Source organism: Hephaestia mangrovi, assembly GCF_019880555.1.
GTDB classification, from domain to species: domain Bacteria; phylum Pseudomonadota; class Alphaproteobacteria; order Sphingomonadales; family Sphingomonadaceae; genus Sphingomonas; species Sphingomonas mangrovi.
The window spans coordinates 201,075-215,396 of the sequence record NZ_JAINVU010000003.1 but is presented as its reverse complement, the minus strand read 5'-3'; the positions used below and the strand labels follow the sequence as shown (position 1 = coordinate 215,396).

At 66.9% G+C, this 14,322-nt stretch carries 15 protein-coding genes; 10 read left to right on the top strand and 5 right to left on the bottom strand.

Translation table 11 applies throughout. From position 1 onward, the window contains the following. Positions 1-14: 14 nt before the first annotated feature. The 5 genes from yidD to K7G81_RS08365 all read left to right on the top strand — a co-directional run bounded on the left by yidD (position 15) and on the right by K7G81_RS08365 (position 4,034). Positions 15-251, top strand: coding sequence for a membrane protein insertion efficiency factor YidD (gene yidD, locus K7G81_RS08385; RefSeq protein ID WP_223030691.1), 237 nt, complete (start codon positions 15-17; stop codon positions 249-251). Further along, a complete protein-coding gene (yidC, locus tag K7G81_RS08380) occupies positions 205-1,977 on the top strand; it encodes a membrane protein insertase YidC (protein WP_255586802.1) in 1,773 nt (590 codons plus the stop codon). The genes yidD and yidC overlap by 47 nt, the downstream gene beginning before the upstream one ends. Continuing rightward, positions 1,974-2,615 (top strand): ribosome biogenesis GTP-binding protein YihA/YsxC, encoded by a 642-nt coding sequence (yihA, locus tag K7G81_RS08375; RefSeq protein ID WP_223030319.1) that lies wholly within the window; start codon positions 1,974-1,976, stop codon positions 2,613-2,615. The genes yidC and yihA overlap by 4 nt, the downstream gene beginning before the upstream one ends. Before the next feature lie 93 nt (positions 2,616-2,708). After that, positions 2,709-3,332, top strand: coding sequence for an SOUL family heme-binding protein (locus K7G81_RS08370; RefSeq protein WP_223030318.1), 624 nt, complete (start codon positions 2,709-2,711; stop codon positions 3,330-3,332). Positions 3,333-3,371: 39 nt separating this feature from the next. After that, positions 3,372-4,034 carry a glutathione S-transferase family protein gene (locus tag K7G81_RS08365; protein ID WP_223030317.1) on the top strand — a complete coding sequence of 221 codons (663 nt, stop codon included), beginning with the start codon at positions 3,372-3,374 and terminating at the stop codon, positions 4,032-4,034. 197 nt (positions 4,035-4,231) lie between these two features. On the opposite strand, the gene K7G81_RS08360 is transcribed toward K7G81_RS08365, so the two are convergent. Beyond that, complete coding sequence (locus K7G81_RS08360) at positions 4,232-4,696, bottom strand: cupin domain-containing protein (RefSeq protein WP_223030316.1); 465 nt, start codon at positions 4,694-4,696, stop codon at positions 4,232-4,234. An 11-nt stretch (positions 4,697-4,707) separates the two neighbouring features. Here K7G81_RS08360 and dapE point away from each other — a divergent pair, with 11 nt between their 5' ends. Beyond that, entirely contained in the window at positions 4,708-5,847 is a 1,140-nt protein-coding gene (gene dapE, locus K7G81_RS08355) for a succinyl-diaminopimelate desuccinylase (RefSeq protein WP_255586799.1), read from the top strand. Here dapE and K7G81_RS08350 read toward each other — a convergent pair. The 4 genes from K7G81_RS08350 to K7G81_RS08335 form a co-directional block, all read right to left on the bottom strand. Continuing rightward, complete coding sequence (locus K7G81_RS08350) at positions 5,836-7,503, bottom strand: putative bifunctional diguanylate cyclase/phosphodiesterase (RefSeq protein WP_223030315.1); 1,668 nt, start codon at positions 7,501-7,503, stop codon at positions 5,836-5,838. The genes dapE and K7G81_RS08350 overlap by 12 nt on opposite strands. 89 nt (positions 7,504-7,592) lie before the next feature. Further along, entirely contained in the window at positions 7,593-8,141 is a 549-nt protein-coding gene (locus tag K7G81_RS08345) for a Smr/MutS family protein (RefSeq protein ID WP_369412065.1), read from the bottom strand. 1 nt (position 8,142) lies between these two features. Continuing rightward, complete coding sequence (gene mltA / locus K7G81_RS08340) at positions 8,143-9,393, bottom strand: murein transglycosylase A (RefSeq protein ID WP_223030313.1); 1,251 nt, start codon at positions 9,391-9,393, stop codon at positions 8,143-8,145. A gap of 138 nt (positions 9,394-9,531) precedes the next feature. Next, positions 9,532-10,176 carry a Tim44/TimA family putative adaptor protein gene (locus tag K7G81_RS08335; protein ID WP_223030312.1) on the bottom strand — a complete coding sequence of 215 codons (645 nt, stop codon included), beginning with the start codon at positions 10,174-10,176 and terminating at the stop codon, positions 9,532-9,534. A 162-nt stretch (positions 10,177-10,338) separates the two neighbouring features. Here K7G81_RS08335 and secB point away from each other — a divergent pair, with 162 nt between their 5' ends. The 4 genes from secB (at position 10,339) to K7G81_RS08315 (ending at position 14,266) form a co-directional block, all read left to right on the top strand. Continuing rightward, entirely contained in the window at positions 10,339-10,857 is a 519-nt protein-coding gene (gene secB, locus K7G81_RS08330) for a protein-export chaperone SecB (RefSeq protein ID WP_223030311.1), read from the top strand. Positions 10,858-10,884: 27 nt separating this feature from the next. Beyond that, entirely contained in the window at positions 10,885-12,474 is a 1,590-nt protein-coding gene (gene murJ / locus K7G81_RS08325; RefSeq protein ID WP_223030310.1) for a murein biosynthesis integral membrane protein MurJ, read from the top strand. A gap of 34 nt (positions 12,475-12,508) precedes the next feature. Beyond that, positions 12,509-13,516, top strand: coding sequence for a tryptophan--tRNA ligase (trpS, locus tag K7G81_RS08320; protein WP_223030689.1), 1,008 nt, complete (start codon positions 12,509-12,511; stop codon positions 13,514-13,516). Between the two features lie 114 nt (positions 13,517-13,630). Further along, positions 13,631-14,266 (top strand): DUF4136 domain-containing protein, encoded by a 636-nt coding sequence (locus K7G81_RS08315; protein WP_223030309.1) that lies wholly within the window; start codon positions 13,631-13,633, stop codon positions 14,264-14,266. Positions 14,267-14,322: the final 56 nt, after the last annotated feature.

The window sequence follows — 14,322 nt, the reverse complement described above, 5'->3', positions numbered from 1 at the left end:
GCTCGGCAAGCGGCATGATCGCCCGCCTGCTCATCCTGCTCTGCCGGCTGTGGCAACTCGGCCCGTCGGCCATCATGCCGCCGACCTGTCGCTATTCGCCGAGCTGTTCGGCCTATGCAATCGAGGCGCTTCGCCGCTATGGCGCCGCCAAGGGCGGGTGGCTCGCCGTGCGGCGGATCGCGCGGTGCCATCCCTGGGGGGGACATGGTTACGACCCGGTCCCGGACTGTAATCACGAGCGAGGTCGCTGAAGACGTGAACGAAAATAGCCGCAACATCGTGATCTTTGCGCTGATCGCCGTGCTCGTCATGTTCGGCTGGCCGCTGGTGATGCACAAATATGGGCCGAAGAGCACCGCCAACCCGCCGGTCACCCGGATCGAAGGCGGCAAGACCGAGATCGCGCCCAATCCCGGCGCCGGTCCCGCGGTCGACAGTGCCAAGGCGACGCAGGACCGCGCGACCGTGCTCGCCGCGTCGCCGCGCGTGCGGATCGACACGCCGACGCTCAAGGGCTCGATCAACCTCAAGGGCGCGCGGATCGACGATCTGGTGCTGAGCAAATACGCGCAGACCATCGCCAAGAAATCGCCGCCGATCCGCTTGCTGTCGCCATCGGGCACGCCGGGCGCCTATTTCGCGAGCTTCGGCTGGCGCGGGGAGGGAGTTGCCGCGCCGGGGCCCGACACATTGTGGCACGCGTCGGGCGAGGTGCTGTCGCCGGGCCACCCGGTCACGCTCACCGCCGATAACGGCCAGGGCCAGCGCTTCCGCATCGATCTCGCGGTCGACGATCAATATATGTTCACCGTCCGCCAGTCGGTCGCCAATATCGGCCAGGCACCGGTTGCGATCGCCACTTATGCGCTGGTCAATCGCTCGGGCGCGTCGGCCGATCCGTCGAGCTGGATGCTGCACACCGGGCCGATGCTGGTGCATAACGGCGCCGCCGATTACGATGTCGATTACAAGGATGTCGACAAGGGCGCGCAGCGGTTCACCGGCCCCGGCGGCTGGTACGGCTTTTCGGATCAATATTGGTTGACCGCGCTGATCCCCGATCAGGCGCAGACCGTTACCGCGCAATATCGCGCCGGCGGCAACGATACCTATCAGGCCGATTATACCGCCACGCCCAAGCAGCTCGCGCCGGGCAAGCAGATGACGCAGACCGCGCGTTTCTTCGCCGGTGCGAAGGAAGTCCGCCTGCTCGATCATTATCAGGATCAGGCCGGCGTGCCCGATTTCGGCAAGGCGGTCGATTGGGGCTGGTTCGAGATCGTCGAGAAGCCGATCTTCTATTATCTCGACTGGCTGTTCCGCCTGGTCGGCAATTTCGGCGTCGCGATCATCCTGCTGACGGTCACGATTCGCGGCCTGATGTTCCCGATCGCGCAGCGCCAGTTCGCCTCGATGGCGAAGATGCGCGCGATGCAGCCGAAGATGAAGGCGATCCAGGAACGCTACAAGGACGATAAGCCGCGCCAGCAGCAGGAAATCATGGCGCTGTACAAGACCGAGGGCGCCAACCCGCTCGCCGGCTGCCTGCCCACCTTGCTGCAGATTCCGGTGTTCTACGCGCTCTACAAGGTGCTGCGCCTGTCGATCGAGATGCGCCACCAGCCGTTCGTGCTGTGGATCAAGGATCTCTCCGCGCCCGATCCGCTGACGCCGCTCAACCTGTTCGGGCTGCTGCACTATACTCCGCCCCACGTCATCGCGATCGGCGTGGTGCCGATCCTGCTCGGCGTGTCGATGTATTTCCAGTTCAAGCTCAACCCGGCGCCGATGGACGACGCGCAGAAGCAGGTCTTCGCGATCATGCCCTGGGTGTTCATGTTCGTGATGGCGTCCTATGCGGTCGGCCTGCAGCTCTACTGGATCACCTCGAACTGCCTGGCGATCGCGCAGCAGCAATGGCTCTACAGCCGCCATCCCGAGCTCAAGACCAAGCCCGAGCCGAAGCAGGCGACATGAGCGATCCGTTCGACGATGAGGCGATCGAGGCCGCGCGCAAGACCTTCGCCGGCCCGATCGCCTTCCTGAAATCGGCGCCGGCGCTGCACTTCCTGCCCGATCCGCAGGTGCCGGAGGTGGCGTTCGCCGGGCGCTCGAACGTCGGCAAGTCGTCGCTGTTGAACGCGCTCACCGGCCGCAAGGCGCTGGCCCGCACCTCGGTCACGCCGGGGCGGACGCAGGAATTGAACTTCTTCGACGTCGGCGATCCGCTGGGTTTCCGGCTGGTCGACATGCCAGGCTACGGCTTCGCCAAGGCGCCCAAGGACATGGTCAAGAAGTGGCGCTTCCTGGTCAACGATTTCCTGCGCGGCCGTGTCGTGCTGAAGCGCGCTCTGGTCCTGATCGATTCGCGCCACGGCATCAAGGACGTGGATCGCGAGATGCTCGACATGCTCGACAAGGCCGCGGTGAGCTACCGGATGGTGCTGACCAAGGCCGACAAGATCAAGCCGACCGAGCTCGCCGAGACGCTCGCCGCGACCGCCGCCGACGCGCGCAAGCGCCCCGCCGCGCATCCCGAGGTGCTGGCGACGTCGAGCGAGACCGGCCTCGGCATCCCCGAACTCCGCGCCGCGGTGATCGAAGCGATCGGCTGATCGGGGCGCGGTTCCTCCTTTTGGAGGAGCATGGCCAACATCGCTTGAACCATGGCGATCCGACGCGATATTCTTCCTGCAAGACGGGAGAGAATGATGGCGAAGCTCGGACGGATCGCGGCGATTGCAGGCGGCGTCGCCGCGCTGGCAGCAGGGGGCGCGGCAGTCGTCACCTATCGCGAACGCAAGACCGAAAAGCCCGATTACACGATCGTCGAGGCGGATGGCGATATCGAGGTGCGCGATTATCCCGATCTGCTCGTTGCCGAAACGGTGGCGCCCGGCGACCGGCTCTCGGCGCTCAACGACGGCTTCGAACGGCTGGCCGATTATATCTTCGCCAAGCGGCGCGGCCCCGGCGGCTCGGCGTGCCCTGACGAGAAGATCGCGATGACCGCGCCGGTCCTGTCCGATCGCACCGAGCGCGGCCAGTGGCGCACGCGCTTCATCATGCCGGCCGGCCGTGCCGCCGATGACCTGCCGACGCCCGACGCAGGCGTCCACACCGCCAAGTTGCCTGCCCGGCGTATGGCCGCGATCCGGTTTGCCGGCAGCGCCGGAGACGAATCGCTCGCCGATCACGAGCGCCGCTTGCGCGTCTGGCTCGCGCAGCATGGCTTCTCGCCCGATGGCCCGGCCGAGCATGCTTATTACAACTCGCCCTTCGTGCCGCCGCCGCTGCGCCACAACGAGGTGCTCGTTCCCGTCGCGCGCTGACGCTTGCCGGGGTTCGCAGCGGCGTCTAGGCCAGGCGCCATGAAGCTCATCATCGGCAACAAGGCCTATTCATCCTGGTCGCTGCGCGGCTGGCTGGCGTGCAAGCAATCGGGCCTCGCGTTCGAGGAAGTCGTCGTCCCGCTCTACGATTCGGCGTGGGAACAGCGCCGCGAGGGGGACGAGTTCGCGCCGTCATCGGGCAAGGTGCCGATCCTGTGGGATGGCGAGATCGTCGTGTGGGATAGCCTGGCGATCGTTGAATATCTCGTCGACAAGGTCGGCCGCGATCGCTTCTGGCCGGCCGATGACGGCGCCCGCGCGATGGCGCGATCGATGGCTGCCGAGATGCACGCGAGCTTCGCCGCGCTACGCCGCAAGCATTCGATGAACATCCGCCAGATATTTCCGCCCAAGCGCCCTGACGACGACGTCCTCGCCGATATGGAGCGGATCATGGAATTGTGGGCCCAGGCCCGCGCACGGTACGGCGGCGACGGTGATTTCCTGTTCGGCGACTTTTCGGCGGCGGACATCATGTATGCGCCCGTGTGCACGCGGATCGTCACCTGGTCGCTGCCGATCGCGCGCTTCGCCGGCTCCTATGTCGAGGCCGTGCTTCAACACCCCTTCATGCAGGACTGGATCGCCGCCGCGCAGGAAGAGGAATGGGTGATCGAGCAATTCGAGCAGCCGGCGGCCTGAAGCACAGGTTGGAAAGAACTTTCCTACACGCAGATGTTCTGTTAATGTTCTCCGTTGCTGCTCTTTCTCAGCGTCGATCGTCCTTGTTGCGCGCAAGATACATAGGAGCCGGCCTGATGTCGCTTTCCCGGAACTTTCGGAACCTTCCGCGCTGAAAGCGCCGGAGCCGAACCGATTCGGCTTGGATCAATCCGGCTCTAGCGAGCCCGCTGCGTGTCGTAATCGCTGCCGTCGTTATGGACATAGCGATCGTCGGCGGTGAAGCGCATGTCGATGTCGGGATAATCGCCGCCGAGATTGTCGCCGGCGCCGACCACGACGAACACGCAATCCTTGTCGGAGCGGTTCTGGAGATGGTGGCCGTTGCGATCGCCCATCGGAAAGGCGGCACAGTCGCCGGGGCCGAGCACATGATCGCCGTCATCGTCGACCAGCACCGCCTCGCCGGAGATCATCACCAGGAATTCGTCCTCGCCCTCATGCCAATGGCGTTGCGCAGACCAGGCGCCGGGGCGCAGCACGACGTGACTCACGCCGAACGCGGTCAGCCCGCTCGCCGGGGCGAGGCGGCGATACCAGCGGCCCTGGACGGGCTCGTCGAATGGCGACGGATAGCCGGTGCGGTTGGTTTGCGGGATTGTGTCGAGATCGAGCTTGGGCAATGTCACCTCCCATGTCCGCTGCTACCATGCCCGATCCCGTCGCGCTCACCAAGGCGCTGATCGCCTGCCCGAGCGTCACGCCCGCCCAGCCGCCGGTATTCGACGCGCTGGAGGCGATGCTGCGGCCGCTCGGCTTTTCGGTCGATCGCTTCGTTGCCGGGGAAGCACCGCACGGGCCGGTCGAGAATCTGCTGGCGACGCGCGGGGCTGGTGGCCGCCATTTCGCTTTTGCCGGGCATCTCGACGTGGTGCCGCCGGGTGACGGCTGGACGGCGGGGCCGTTCGACGGCGAGGAGCGCGGCGGGCTCGTCTATGGCCGCGGCGCGGTCGACATGAAGGGCGCGGTCGCCGCCTTCGTCGCAGCGGCGGCGCGCGTCCCCGTCGATGCCGGCACTGTCAGCCTGATCATCACCGGCGACGAGGAAGGGCCGGCGATTCACGGCACGCGCGCGCTGATCGATCGGATGGAGCAGCGGCATATCAAGCCGGATGTGTGCCTGGTCGGCGAACCGACCTCGGTCGATCGCCTCGGCGACATGATCAAGATCGGGCGGCGCGGCTCGGTCAACATCTGGATCACCGTGCCGGGCCGGCAGGGGCACGTCGCTTATCCGCACCTCGCCGACAATCCGATTCCCCGGCTGGTCGCGATCCTTGCCGCGATCGAGGCGATCGAGCTCGATCAGGGTACCGACTGGTTTCAGCCGTCGAACATCGAAGTGACCGATATCGCCGTCGGCAATCCGGCGCATAACGTGATCCCCGGCCGCGCCGAGGCGCGGCTCAGCATCCGCTTCAACGATCTCCATCGCGGCGCCGATCTCGCCCGCCGGATCGAAGCGATCGCCCATGCGCATTGCCCCGCCGCGACGGTCGAGGCGCTGATCTCGGGCGAGGCGTTCCTCACCGAGCCGGGCACGCTCTCCAGCCTCATCGCCGATGCGATCGAGCGCAAGACCGGGCAGCGGCCAGCGCTTTCGACCAGCGGCGGCACGTCGGATGCGCGCTTCTTGTCGAAACTCTGCCCGGTCGTCGAATTCGGGCTGGTCAATGCGACGATGCACAAGCTCGACGAGGCGGTCGCCGTCGCCGATCTTCATGCGCTTGCCGAAATCTACGCCGACATCGTGGCGCGGGCGCTAGACGGCTAGCCTTTGCCGTTGGCCCCGCGCCCAGGTGATCAGCGTCGGCTCGTCCATTGGCGGCGCCACGGCATAGCCCTGCAGCACGTCGCAGCCGATCACGCGCAGCACGTTGGCCTGCGCGTCGCTTTCGATCCCCTCGGCCACCGCTTCGCAGCCGAGGCCGTGGACCAGGCTGATCACCGCATGCGCGATGGTGCGCGCTTCGGCGCGGGTCGCGATATGCTCGATCACGCTGCGGTCGAGCTTGATGCGGTCGATCGGCAGTTCGCGCAGCCGCGCCAGATTCGAATAGCCGGTCCCGAAATTATCGATCGAAATCGTCGCGCCGTCGCCGCGCAACAGGGCGAGCGCGTCGAGCACCTCGCGGCTGCACCGCATCGCCAGCGATTCGCTGATCTCCAGTTCCAGCAGCGCGGCCGGTGCGTGGGCGGCGCGCATCCCATGATGGAGCCGGCGGAAGAACAGCGCGTGATCGAGCTCGCGCTGGCTGATGTTGACCGCAAGCCGCTGGCCGGTCCCGTCGGCGCCCCAGCGCGCCAGCGTCTCGGCGACGCGCGCGATCACCCAGTCGCCGATCTCGACGATCATCCCGCTCTCCTCGGCGCGGCGGATGAAGGTCGCCGGCAGGCGCGGGCCATCCTCGGGATGCTGCCAGCGCAGCAGCGCCTCGACCGCGACGACGGCGCCGTCGCGTGCGCCGATCTGCGGCTGAAAGACCAGAGTGAATTCGTCGCGAGCCAGTGCCCGGCGCAGCTCCTCGTCGAGCCGCGCGCGTTCGGCCACGGCGGCGGCGATCGTATCGGTGAAATGCGCGACGCGGCCGCGGCCCTCGGCCTTGGCCTGGTACATCGCGAGATCGGCGGCGCGCATCAATTCGCCCAGCGTAGCGCCATGCTGCGGTGCCAGCGCGATGCCGACCGAGCCGCCGACTTCGACCGCTGTGCCGTCGATGGCAAACGGTTCGGCGAGTGCGCGCTGGATCGACCGGCCGACCCGCGCGGCCGCCATGGTCTCGCGGATGCCGGGCAACAGCAGGGTGAATTCGTCGCCCGCGAGCCGCCCGATCAGCGGCGTCGCAGCGCTCGCCGCAACCGCTTCCTCGGCGACGACGCGCAGCCGCCCGGCGACGGCGGCGAGCAGCATGTCGCCCCGCGCGTGGCCAAGCGTATCGTTGACCGCCTTGAAGCGATCGAGATCGATAAAAAACAGCGCGGCACCGGGCATATCGGGCGCGGCGAGCGCGGCCTCGGCGGCCTCGCGGAAATGTCCGCGATTGGGCAGGCCGGTGACGAGGTCGACACGCGCGGTGCGGCGGATGCCCTCGATATCGCTGTCGAACTGGCGGAACAGGCTGGTCATCGCGGACGCCAATTGCGGAACCCGGTCGGCGATTTCGGGCGGAATCGGGCTGTCGAGATCGCCTTCGGCCGCATCGGCGAGGCGTGCGATGGCAAGATCGATCGCCGCTGCGGTGCTCGACAGCGCGCGTTCGGCCGACGCCCAGCTCATCGCGCCGCACACGATCGCCGGAATCAGCGCGATCGTGATCGTCGCGCGATCGATCACGCCATGCGACGTTGCCAGCAGGGCCAGGATGAACGCCACCACGCCGACGCACAGGGCGAACACGACGGCGCGGCTCTTCAGAGTCACTTCTTCCATCGCGTCGTCTCGTCGTCCCCCCGGGGCAGATTAGGCAGGATGCGCATTCGCTCTCGCGCGCGATTGTGCCGGGAAGGAGTTAAAAAACTTCAAGCGGGCGAATGCCGTCGCCTTTTCAGGATGATGTAGAGTGCGCCCTGGCCGCCGTGGCGGGGGTGAGCACCGCGCACGGCGGCAATCGACGAGGCGTGGCGCGAGGCGGCGAGCCAGTCGCCGACCGCCTCGCGGATCGCGCCGCGGGCGTGCGGCCGTTCGCTGTCGGGACGCGGCGGCTTGCCGGTGATGAGCAGCATCACGCGGTTGCCCTCGGCAATCGCTTGGTCGAGCGCGGCATCGAGCCGGGCATGAGCCGTGGCCAGCGAATGGCCGTGGAGATCGACGGTGCAATCGGGCTGGGCGATCCCGCGCGACAGCCGGCGGTCCCAGCTGGAATCGAGCGTCGCTGCGTGGTGCGATCGCGGCGGAGACCCCGGACGTTCGTGCGGACGATCGAGCGGAATCGGCCTGGGCGGCGCTTTCGGGGGCGGCGTGACCGACTTCGCCAGCGGCGGCGCGACGCGGCCGGGCAGCGGCCGGACGGTCGCCAACACGCGCGCCCACAGCGCCGCTTCGTCGGGGCCGAGCGGCCTGTTCGCCACCTCAGCCCCCGGCGGAAAGCCGCGCGAGCGTGCCTTTGGGCAGCAGCACGAAGGCGGTGCCATGCGCCGACATGCCGCCGGCGATCGCAGCGGCATTGTCGCCGGCTCCCCAGAAGGTATCGAAGCGGTTGGCGCCCTTGATCGCGCCGCCGGTATCCTGCGCGATCCAGATGCCGGTGGCGTCGGTGCGATCCATCGACAGGAAGACCGGCGCCCCCATCGGCACGAATTTGGGATCGACCGCGATCGAGGCGCCGCCCGCTACCGGCAATCCCAACGCGCCGACCGCAGGGCCATCGAGCGGACGGAAGAACACGAAGCTCTGGTTCTCCTGCATGATCTCGCGTCCCTGATCGGGGTGCGCGCGCAGCCAGGCGACAATGCCCTGCATCGAGGCTTCGCCATGGCCGATCAGCCCGCGATCGAGCATCAGCTTGCCGATGCCGGTATAATCGCGGCCGTTCTGATCGGCATAGCCGACGCGCATCATCGAGCCGTCGCGCAGCCTGAGCTCGCCCGACCCCTGGACCTGGAGGAAGAACACCGCCGCCGGATCGGCGCCCCAGGCGATCACTGGCGCGCTGTTGGCGATCGCGCCCGCCTCGATTTCGCTGCGGTCGTAATAAGGGACGAGCGTGTCGCCGCTGACGCGGCCGCGGATTTTCTTGCCCTTGAGCGAGTCGACGAATTGCCCAAGATCGACATCGACGAGGTCCGCCGGGCGGCCGTAGATCGGCACCTCATAGCCGCGATGCCGCTGCCGCGAGGCGCGCACCTCGGGAATGAAATAACCGGTGGCATAAGCGCGCCCGTCCCCAACCTGGTCGGCTTCGAACCAGCGCGAGAAGAAGGCGCGCGCATCGCGATCGGACACGGCGTTCGCCGCGTCACACGCGGGCTGCCAATCGGCGCCGGTCGTCAGCCCCGAGGCATCGGCGCGGCGAACCAGCGAGGGGCAGGAGGTGCGGAAGGCATCGAGCGCGCGCGCTGCCTGCGCGTCGCTTACCGGCAGGCTGGCGATGGCGGGGCCGGCAACCAGCCCGGCGAGCGCCGCGCTGCCGGCGCCGCCGCCCGCGCCGCCGCCCGACGGCATCGGCACAATCGGCGTGGCCGGCGTCGGCTGGCGGGCGGGGGGCAAACCACCGGATGCGGGCGCGCGTGACGGCGCTCCGCGCTCGATCGGCGGCGGCACGATCGCCCCCGAACACGACGCCAGGAACAGGATCAGTGCGGCAGCCCCCCAGATCCGCATGTCCCGTCAGCAGCCTTTCATCCGTATCGTGAAAACGTGCGCGTCATCGTATGCGGCGCAAGGCGCTCCCGAGCCGCGTGTCGTGGATAGCGTCTTCGCCGCGCTCCTCGCAACGACGATGGAGCGCAAGCTCGACAATCACGCCTCGTCGGTTTCGGCGAGCTTCCAGTTCGGATCGTCGCTCTTGAGCGTGCGGGCGAAGGTCCACAGATCGTGGGTCTGGACGGCATCGCTCAGCGAGCCGGCGACGACATTGCCGTCGCCATCGCGCGTCACCGCGGCGATATCGGCATCGAGGCGGACGGTGATGCGGCCGACGCGCCCTTCGACACTGGCATCCTCGATCCGCGCGCTTTCGATCGAAACGAGGCGGTTGTCGAGCACATGGCCCGCCGTCTTGCGCGCTGCGATCGCCTCGGCGAACGCATGTTGCACGGGCTCCTCCGCGAGATGCGACAGCGCTTCCTCGTCGCCCTTCCAGAACGCCTCGAGCGTCATGCGATAGGCCGATTGCGCGCCTTCGAGGAATTGCGTCATGTCGAACGACGGATCGGCAGCGACGATCGCGCGCAGCCCCTTCTCGGCACCCGGCGCGATGTTGCGATTGACGACTTCACGCGATTCGGGCGTCGCGTCGATCGTGCGCGGTGCCGGCGCCACCGCCACGCGCTCCTCGACCGGCTTGAGCGGCTGTTCGTGTCCGGTGCGCTTGCCGAGCACCGAGTAGAGGCGAAGCGCCAGGAACGCGGCGACCATCGCAAGAAGAATGATGTAAAAAAGCACGTCGCCTCCATTGAGCCGGAACACTCTACATAGGCCTTTGCGCGGCGCGGTTCAAATCGATCGGGCAGCGTTGAACTCATGACCGCCGCCTGCTAGGCGCCCGACCTTGGTTCAACGCGGCAGCGGCCGCCGATATCCGCCAGATACGAGGACTTTTCGACGATGGACGACCAGGACAACGCGACGACGGCCGACAATGCGCAGCCCAATGGCGCCGATACGGCGCCCGCCGCGGGCATGATCTCGCAATATATCAAGGATCTGTCGTTCGAGAATCCGAATGCGCCGGCGATCTATCAGAAGACCGCGGCGCCGCAGATCGACGTGCAGTTCAACATCGGCGCGGCACAGGTCAACGAGGAAGTCCACGAAGTGGTGCTCAAGATCGAGGTCAAGGCCGAAGTCGAAGGCACCGTCGCGTTCGTCGTCGACTTTTCCTACGGCGGCCTGTTCGGCCTGCGCAACGTGCCGGCCGATGCGGTGCAGCCGTTCCTGCTCGGCGAGGCGCCGCGCATCATGTTCCCGTTCGCACGCCGCATCGTCGCCGATGCGATCCGCGACGGCGGCTTCCCGCCGCTGCTGCTCGAGCCGATCGATTTCAACGGCCTCTATGTCCAGCAGGCGGCGCAGCGTGCCCAGGCCGGCGAGCCGACCAGCATTGAAGGCATCGGCAACGCCTGACGCCCGTGCGGACGGGGGCCGGGGACGATGAGCCTCGTCAAGAATACCGCGACGATCGGTAGCCTGACGCTGGTCAGCCGCGTCCTCGGCTTCGTGCGCGACATGCTGATGGCGCGCTATGTCGGCGCGGGCTTCGCGAACGACGTGTTCAATGTCGCCTGGCGATTGCCCAACCTGTTTCGCGCGCTGTTCGCCGAGGGCGCGTTCTCGGCGGCGTTCGTGCCGATGTTCAACCGCGTCGTCGCCGGCGGCGAACGCGAGGGCGAAAAGGGTTTGCCGATCGGCCTGCGCTTCGCCGAGGACGTGCTGTCGATCCTGCTGCCGTTTCTCGCGCTGTTCACCACGCTGATCATGGTGTTCCCCAAGCCGATCGTGTGGCTGATCACGTTCGGCTTCAAGGAAAGCGGCGGCGCGGCGAAATTCGAATTCGCCACGCACCTGACGCAGATCACCTTTCCCTATCTCGCGCTGATCAGCCTCGTTTCGCTGATGGGCGGGATCATGAACTCGCTCAACCGCTTCTGGGTCAATGCGGCGGCGCCGATCATGCTCAACATCTGCATGATCGCGGCGTTGGTGTTCTTCCGCTCCGATTCGACGATCGAGACGGCGCGTAACCAGGCGATTGCGGTAACGGTGTCGGGCGTCGCGCAGTTGCTCTGGCTGATCCTCGCCGCGCGCGCCGCGGGGGTGCGGCTCAAGCTCAAGCGGCCGACGCTCGATCCGCAGGTCAAGAAGTTGCTGCAGATGATCTGGCCGGCGGCGATCGGGCAGGGGGCGATTCAATTCAACATCCTGATCATCACCATGCTTGCCGCCGGGTTCCTGCCGCAGGGATCGGTGTCGTACATTTATTATGCCGATCGGCTGAACCAGCTGCCGCTGGCGCTGGTGGGGATCGGCGTCGGCACCGCGATCCTGCCGGTGATCTCACGCCAGATCGGCGGCGGACAGGAGCGCGAGGCGATCCATACGCAGAACCGCGCGATCGAGCTGTCGCTGCTGCTCGCGCTGCCCGCCGCGGTGGGGCTGGCGATCGCTTCGACCGCGCTGATCCAGGCGACCTTCCAGTCGGGCCATTTCACCGCCGCTGACACGCATGCGTCGGCATCGGTGCTCAGCGTATTTGCCTGCGGACTGCCGGCCTATATTCTGATCAAGGTGTTCACGCCGGGCTATTATGCGCGTGCCGACACCAAGACCCCGGTGCGGATCGCGCTGATCGAGATGGCGTGCAACATGGCGCTCAACCTGTTCTTCGTGTTCGGGACCGACCTTTCCTATGTCGGGCTGGCGATCTCGGGGGCGTCGTGCGCCTGGATCAACGTCGCCTTGCTCTATCTGGTGCTGCGTCGCCGCGGGCAGTTCGCGGTCGATGCGCAGTTGAAGCGCCGCGCGATCCGGCTGGCGCTCGCCGCGATCGCAATGGGGGCGCTGCTGATCTTCCTCGAGCCGTACATCCTGCCGCATCTTGTCGGCTCGCTGGTGATCCGTGCGATGTGGCTGCTGGCGCTGATCGTGCCGGCGGCGGCCTGCTATTTCGGCTGCGCCTTCCTGTTCGGCGCCTTCCGCTGGAGCGAGCTCAAGGCGGTGCTGCTCAGGCGGCGCTTGACCTGACGGGCGCGACCGGCGACAGCGCATGCCTATGAACATGCGTGTCGTCTCGGGCATCCAGCCCACCGGAAACCTGCACCTCGGCAACTATCTGGGCGCCATCAAGCAATGGGTGGCGATGCAGGACGACGTCGCGGCGAGCGGCGGCGAATGCCTGTTTTTCCTCGCCGATCTCCACGCGCTGACGCAGCCGGTGGTGCCGGCCGAGCTTGCCGCCAACACGATCGAGATGGCGGCCGCGCTGATCGCCTGCGGAATCGATCCGGCCAAGTCTATCCTGTTCAACCAGGCGCGGGTGCCGGCGCACAGCGAGCTTGCCTGGCTGCTCGGCGGAACGGCGCGGATGGGCTGGCTCAATCGCATGACGCAGTGGAAGGACAAGGCCGGCAAGGATCGCGACGGGCAATCGGTCGGGCTGTTCACGTATCCGGTGCTGATGGCTGCCGACGTGCTGGTCTACAAGACGACGCACGTCCCGGTCGGCCACGACCAGAAGCAGCATCTCGAACTGGCGCGCGACATCGCGACCAAGTTCAATCAGGATTTCGGCGTCGAGCTGTTTCCGCTGCCCGAGCCGCTGGTTTCGGCGGCGGCGCCGCGGATCATGTCCTTGCGCGACGGTTCGGCGAAGATGTCCAAGTCCGACCCGTCGGAAGCGAGCCGCATCCACCTGACCGACAGCGACGAGGCGATCGCGCAGAAATTCCGCAAGGCGCGCACCGATCCCGAGCCGTTGCCCGGCGAGATGGCCGGACTCGACGAGCGGCCGGAAGCGCGCAACCTGGTGACGATTTATGCAGCGCTTGCCGATACCAGCGCCGAGGCGGTGCTGGCCGATTTCGCCGGGCAGGGGTTCGGCGCGTTCAAGCCCGCGCTGGCCGATCTCGCGATCTCCGTGATCGGGCCGATTCGCGATCGCTTCACGCAATTGCTGGACGACCGCGAGGCGGTCGGGCGGCACCTCGCCCAAGGGGCCGCGCAAGCCGCGGCGCGCGCCGCGCCGACCCTGGCCGAGGCGCAGCGGGCGATCGGATTGCAGGTTTGAGGGCGTGACGACGAAGCGTTGCGCAGCAGCGTTCAACTGCTATTCATGGCGCTGTGGTAGACAGAGAATAACTTTGTTCAGTTTGCCGGAATTCCGCCAAGAGGTCGCGTGTCCATGAAAAAATCCCTGATCTTCGCTACCGCTGCCGCCGCGCTCGCGCTGTCGGGTTGCGCGACCGGCCTTAACACGCGCGTCTCGCGTTTCCAGCAGTTGAGCGCGCCCACCGGCCAGACCTTCGTGGTGCAGTCGAAAGACCCGAACCTCGACGGCAGCCTGGAATTCCAGCATTATGCCGACATCGTCGCCCAGCACATGATCCAGCAGGGCTATCAGCGCGCGAGCGATCCGGCCTCGGCCGATCTCGTCGTCGACATGCACTATATGGTCGATCATGGCCGCGAGAAGATCGTCAGCGATCCCGATCCGTGGGGCCCGTGGGGGGGCGGACCGTGGGGCGGGGGCTTCTGGGGCTATCGCGGCTGGGGCTGGGGCTGGCATGATCCGTTCCTGTTCGGCCCCGGCTACGGCTATGGCGACGTCCACAGCTACACCGTCTACACCAGCGAGCTCGATCTCGACATCGATCGCACCGCCGACGGCAAGCAGGTGTTCCAGGGCCGGGCCCAAGCGCATTCGAACACCGATTCGCTGCCCAAATTGGTGCCGCAGCTGGTCGAAGCCATGTTCACCGGCTTTCCGGGCAACAGTGGCGAGACGGTCAAGATCACGGTGCAGCCCGACCGGCGCTGAAAACGCGATCGCGGTTAGGAAAACAGGCCGGTCCGGCGTTGCGGGCCGGCCTTTTT

Bases quoted from the DNA above. Each gene is read 5' to 3' on its own strand.
- yidD (WP_223030691.1), top strand. From the start codon at position 15: ATGATCGCCCGCCTGCTCATCCTGCTCTGCCGGCTGTGGCAACTCGGC.
- yidC (WP_255586802.1), top strand. From the start codon at position 205: ATGGTTACGACCCGGTCCCGGACTGTAATCACGAGCGAGGTCGCTGAA.
- yihA (WP_223030319.1), top strand. From the start codon at position 1,974: ATGAGCGATCCGTTCGACGATGAGGCGATCGAGGCCGCGCGCAAGACC.
- K7G81_RS08370 (WP_223030318.1), top strand. From the start codon at position 2,709: ATGATGGCGAAGCTCGGACGGATCGCGGCGATTGCAGGCGGCGTCGCC.
- K7G81_RS08365 (WP_223030317.1), top strand. From the start codon at position 3,372: ATGAAGCTCATCATCGGCAACAAGGCCTATTCATCCTGGTCGCTGCGC.
- dapE (WP_255586799.1), top strand. From the start codon at position 4,708: ATGTCCGCTGCTACCATGCCCGATCCCGTCGCGCTCACCAAGGCGCTG.
- K7G81_RS08350 (WP_223030315.1), bottom strand. From the start codon at position 7,503: ATGGAAGAAGTGACTCTGAAGAGCCGCGCCGTCGTGTTCGCCCTGTGC.
- mltA (WP_223030313.1), bottom strand. From the start codon at position 9,393: ATGCGGATCTGGGGGGCTGCCGCACTGATCCTGTTCCTGGCGTCGTGT.
- secB (WP_223030311.1), top strand. From the start codon at position 10,339: ATGGACGACCAGGACAACGCGACGACGGCCGACAATGCGCAGCCCAAT.
- murJ (WP_223030310.1), top strand. From the start codon at position 10,885: ATGAGCCTCGTCAAGAATACCGCGACGATCGGTAGCCTGACGCTGGTC.
- trpS (WP_223030689.1), top strand. From the start codon at position 12,509: ATGCGTGTCGTCTCGGGCATCCAGCCCACCGGAAACCTGCACCTCGGC.
- K7G81_RS08315 (WP_223030309.1), top strand. From the start codon at position 13,631: ATGAAAAAATCCCTGATCTTCGCTACCGCTGCCGCCGCGCTCGCGCTG.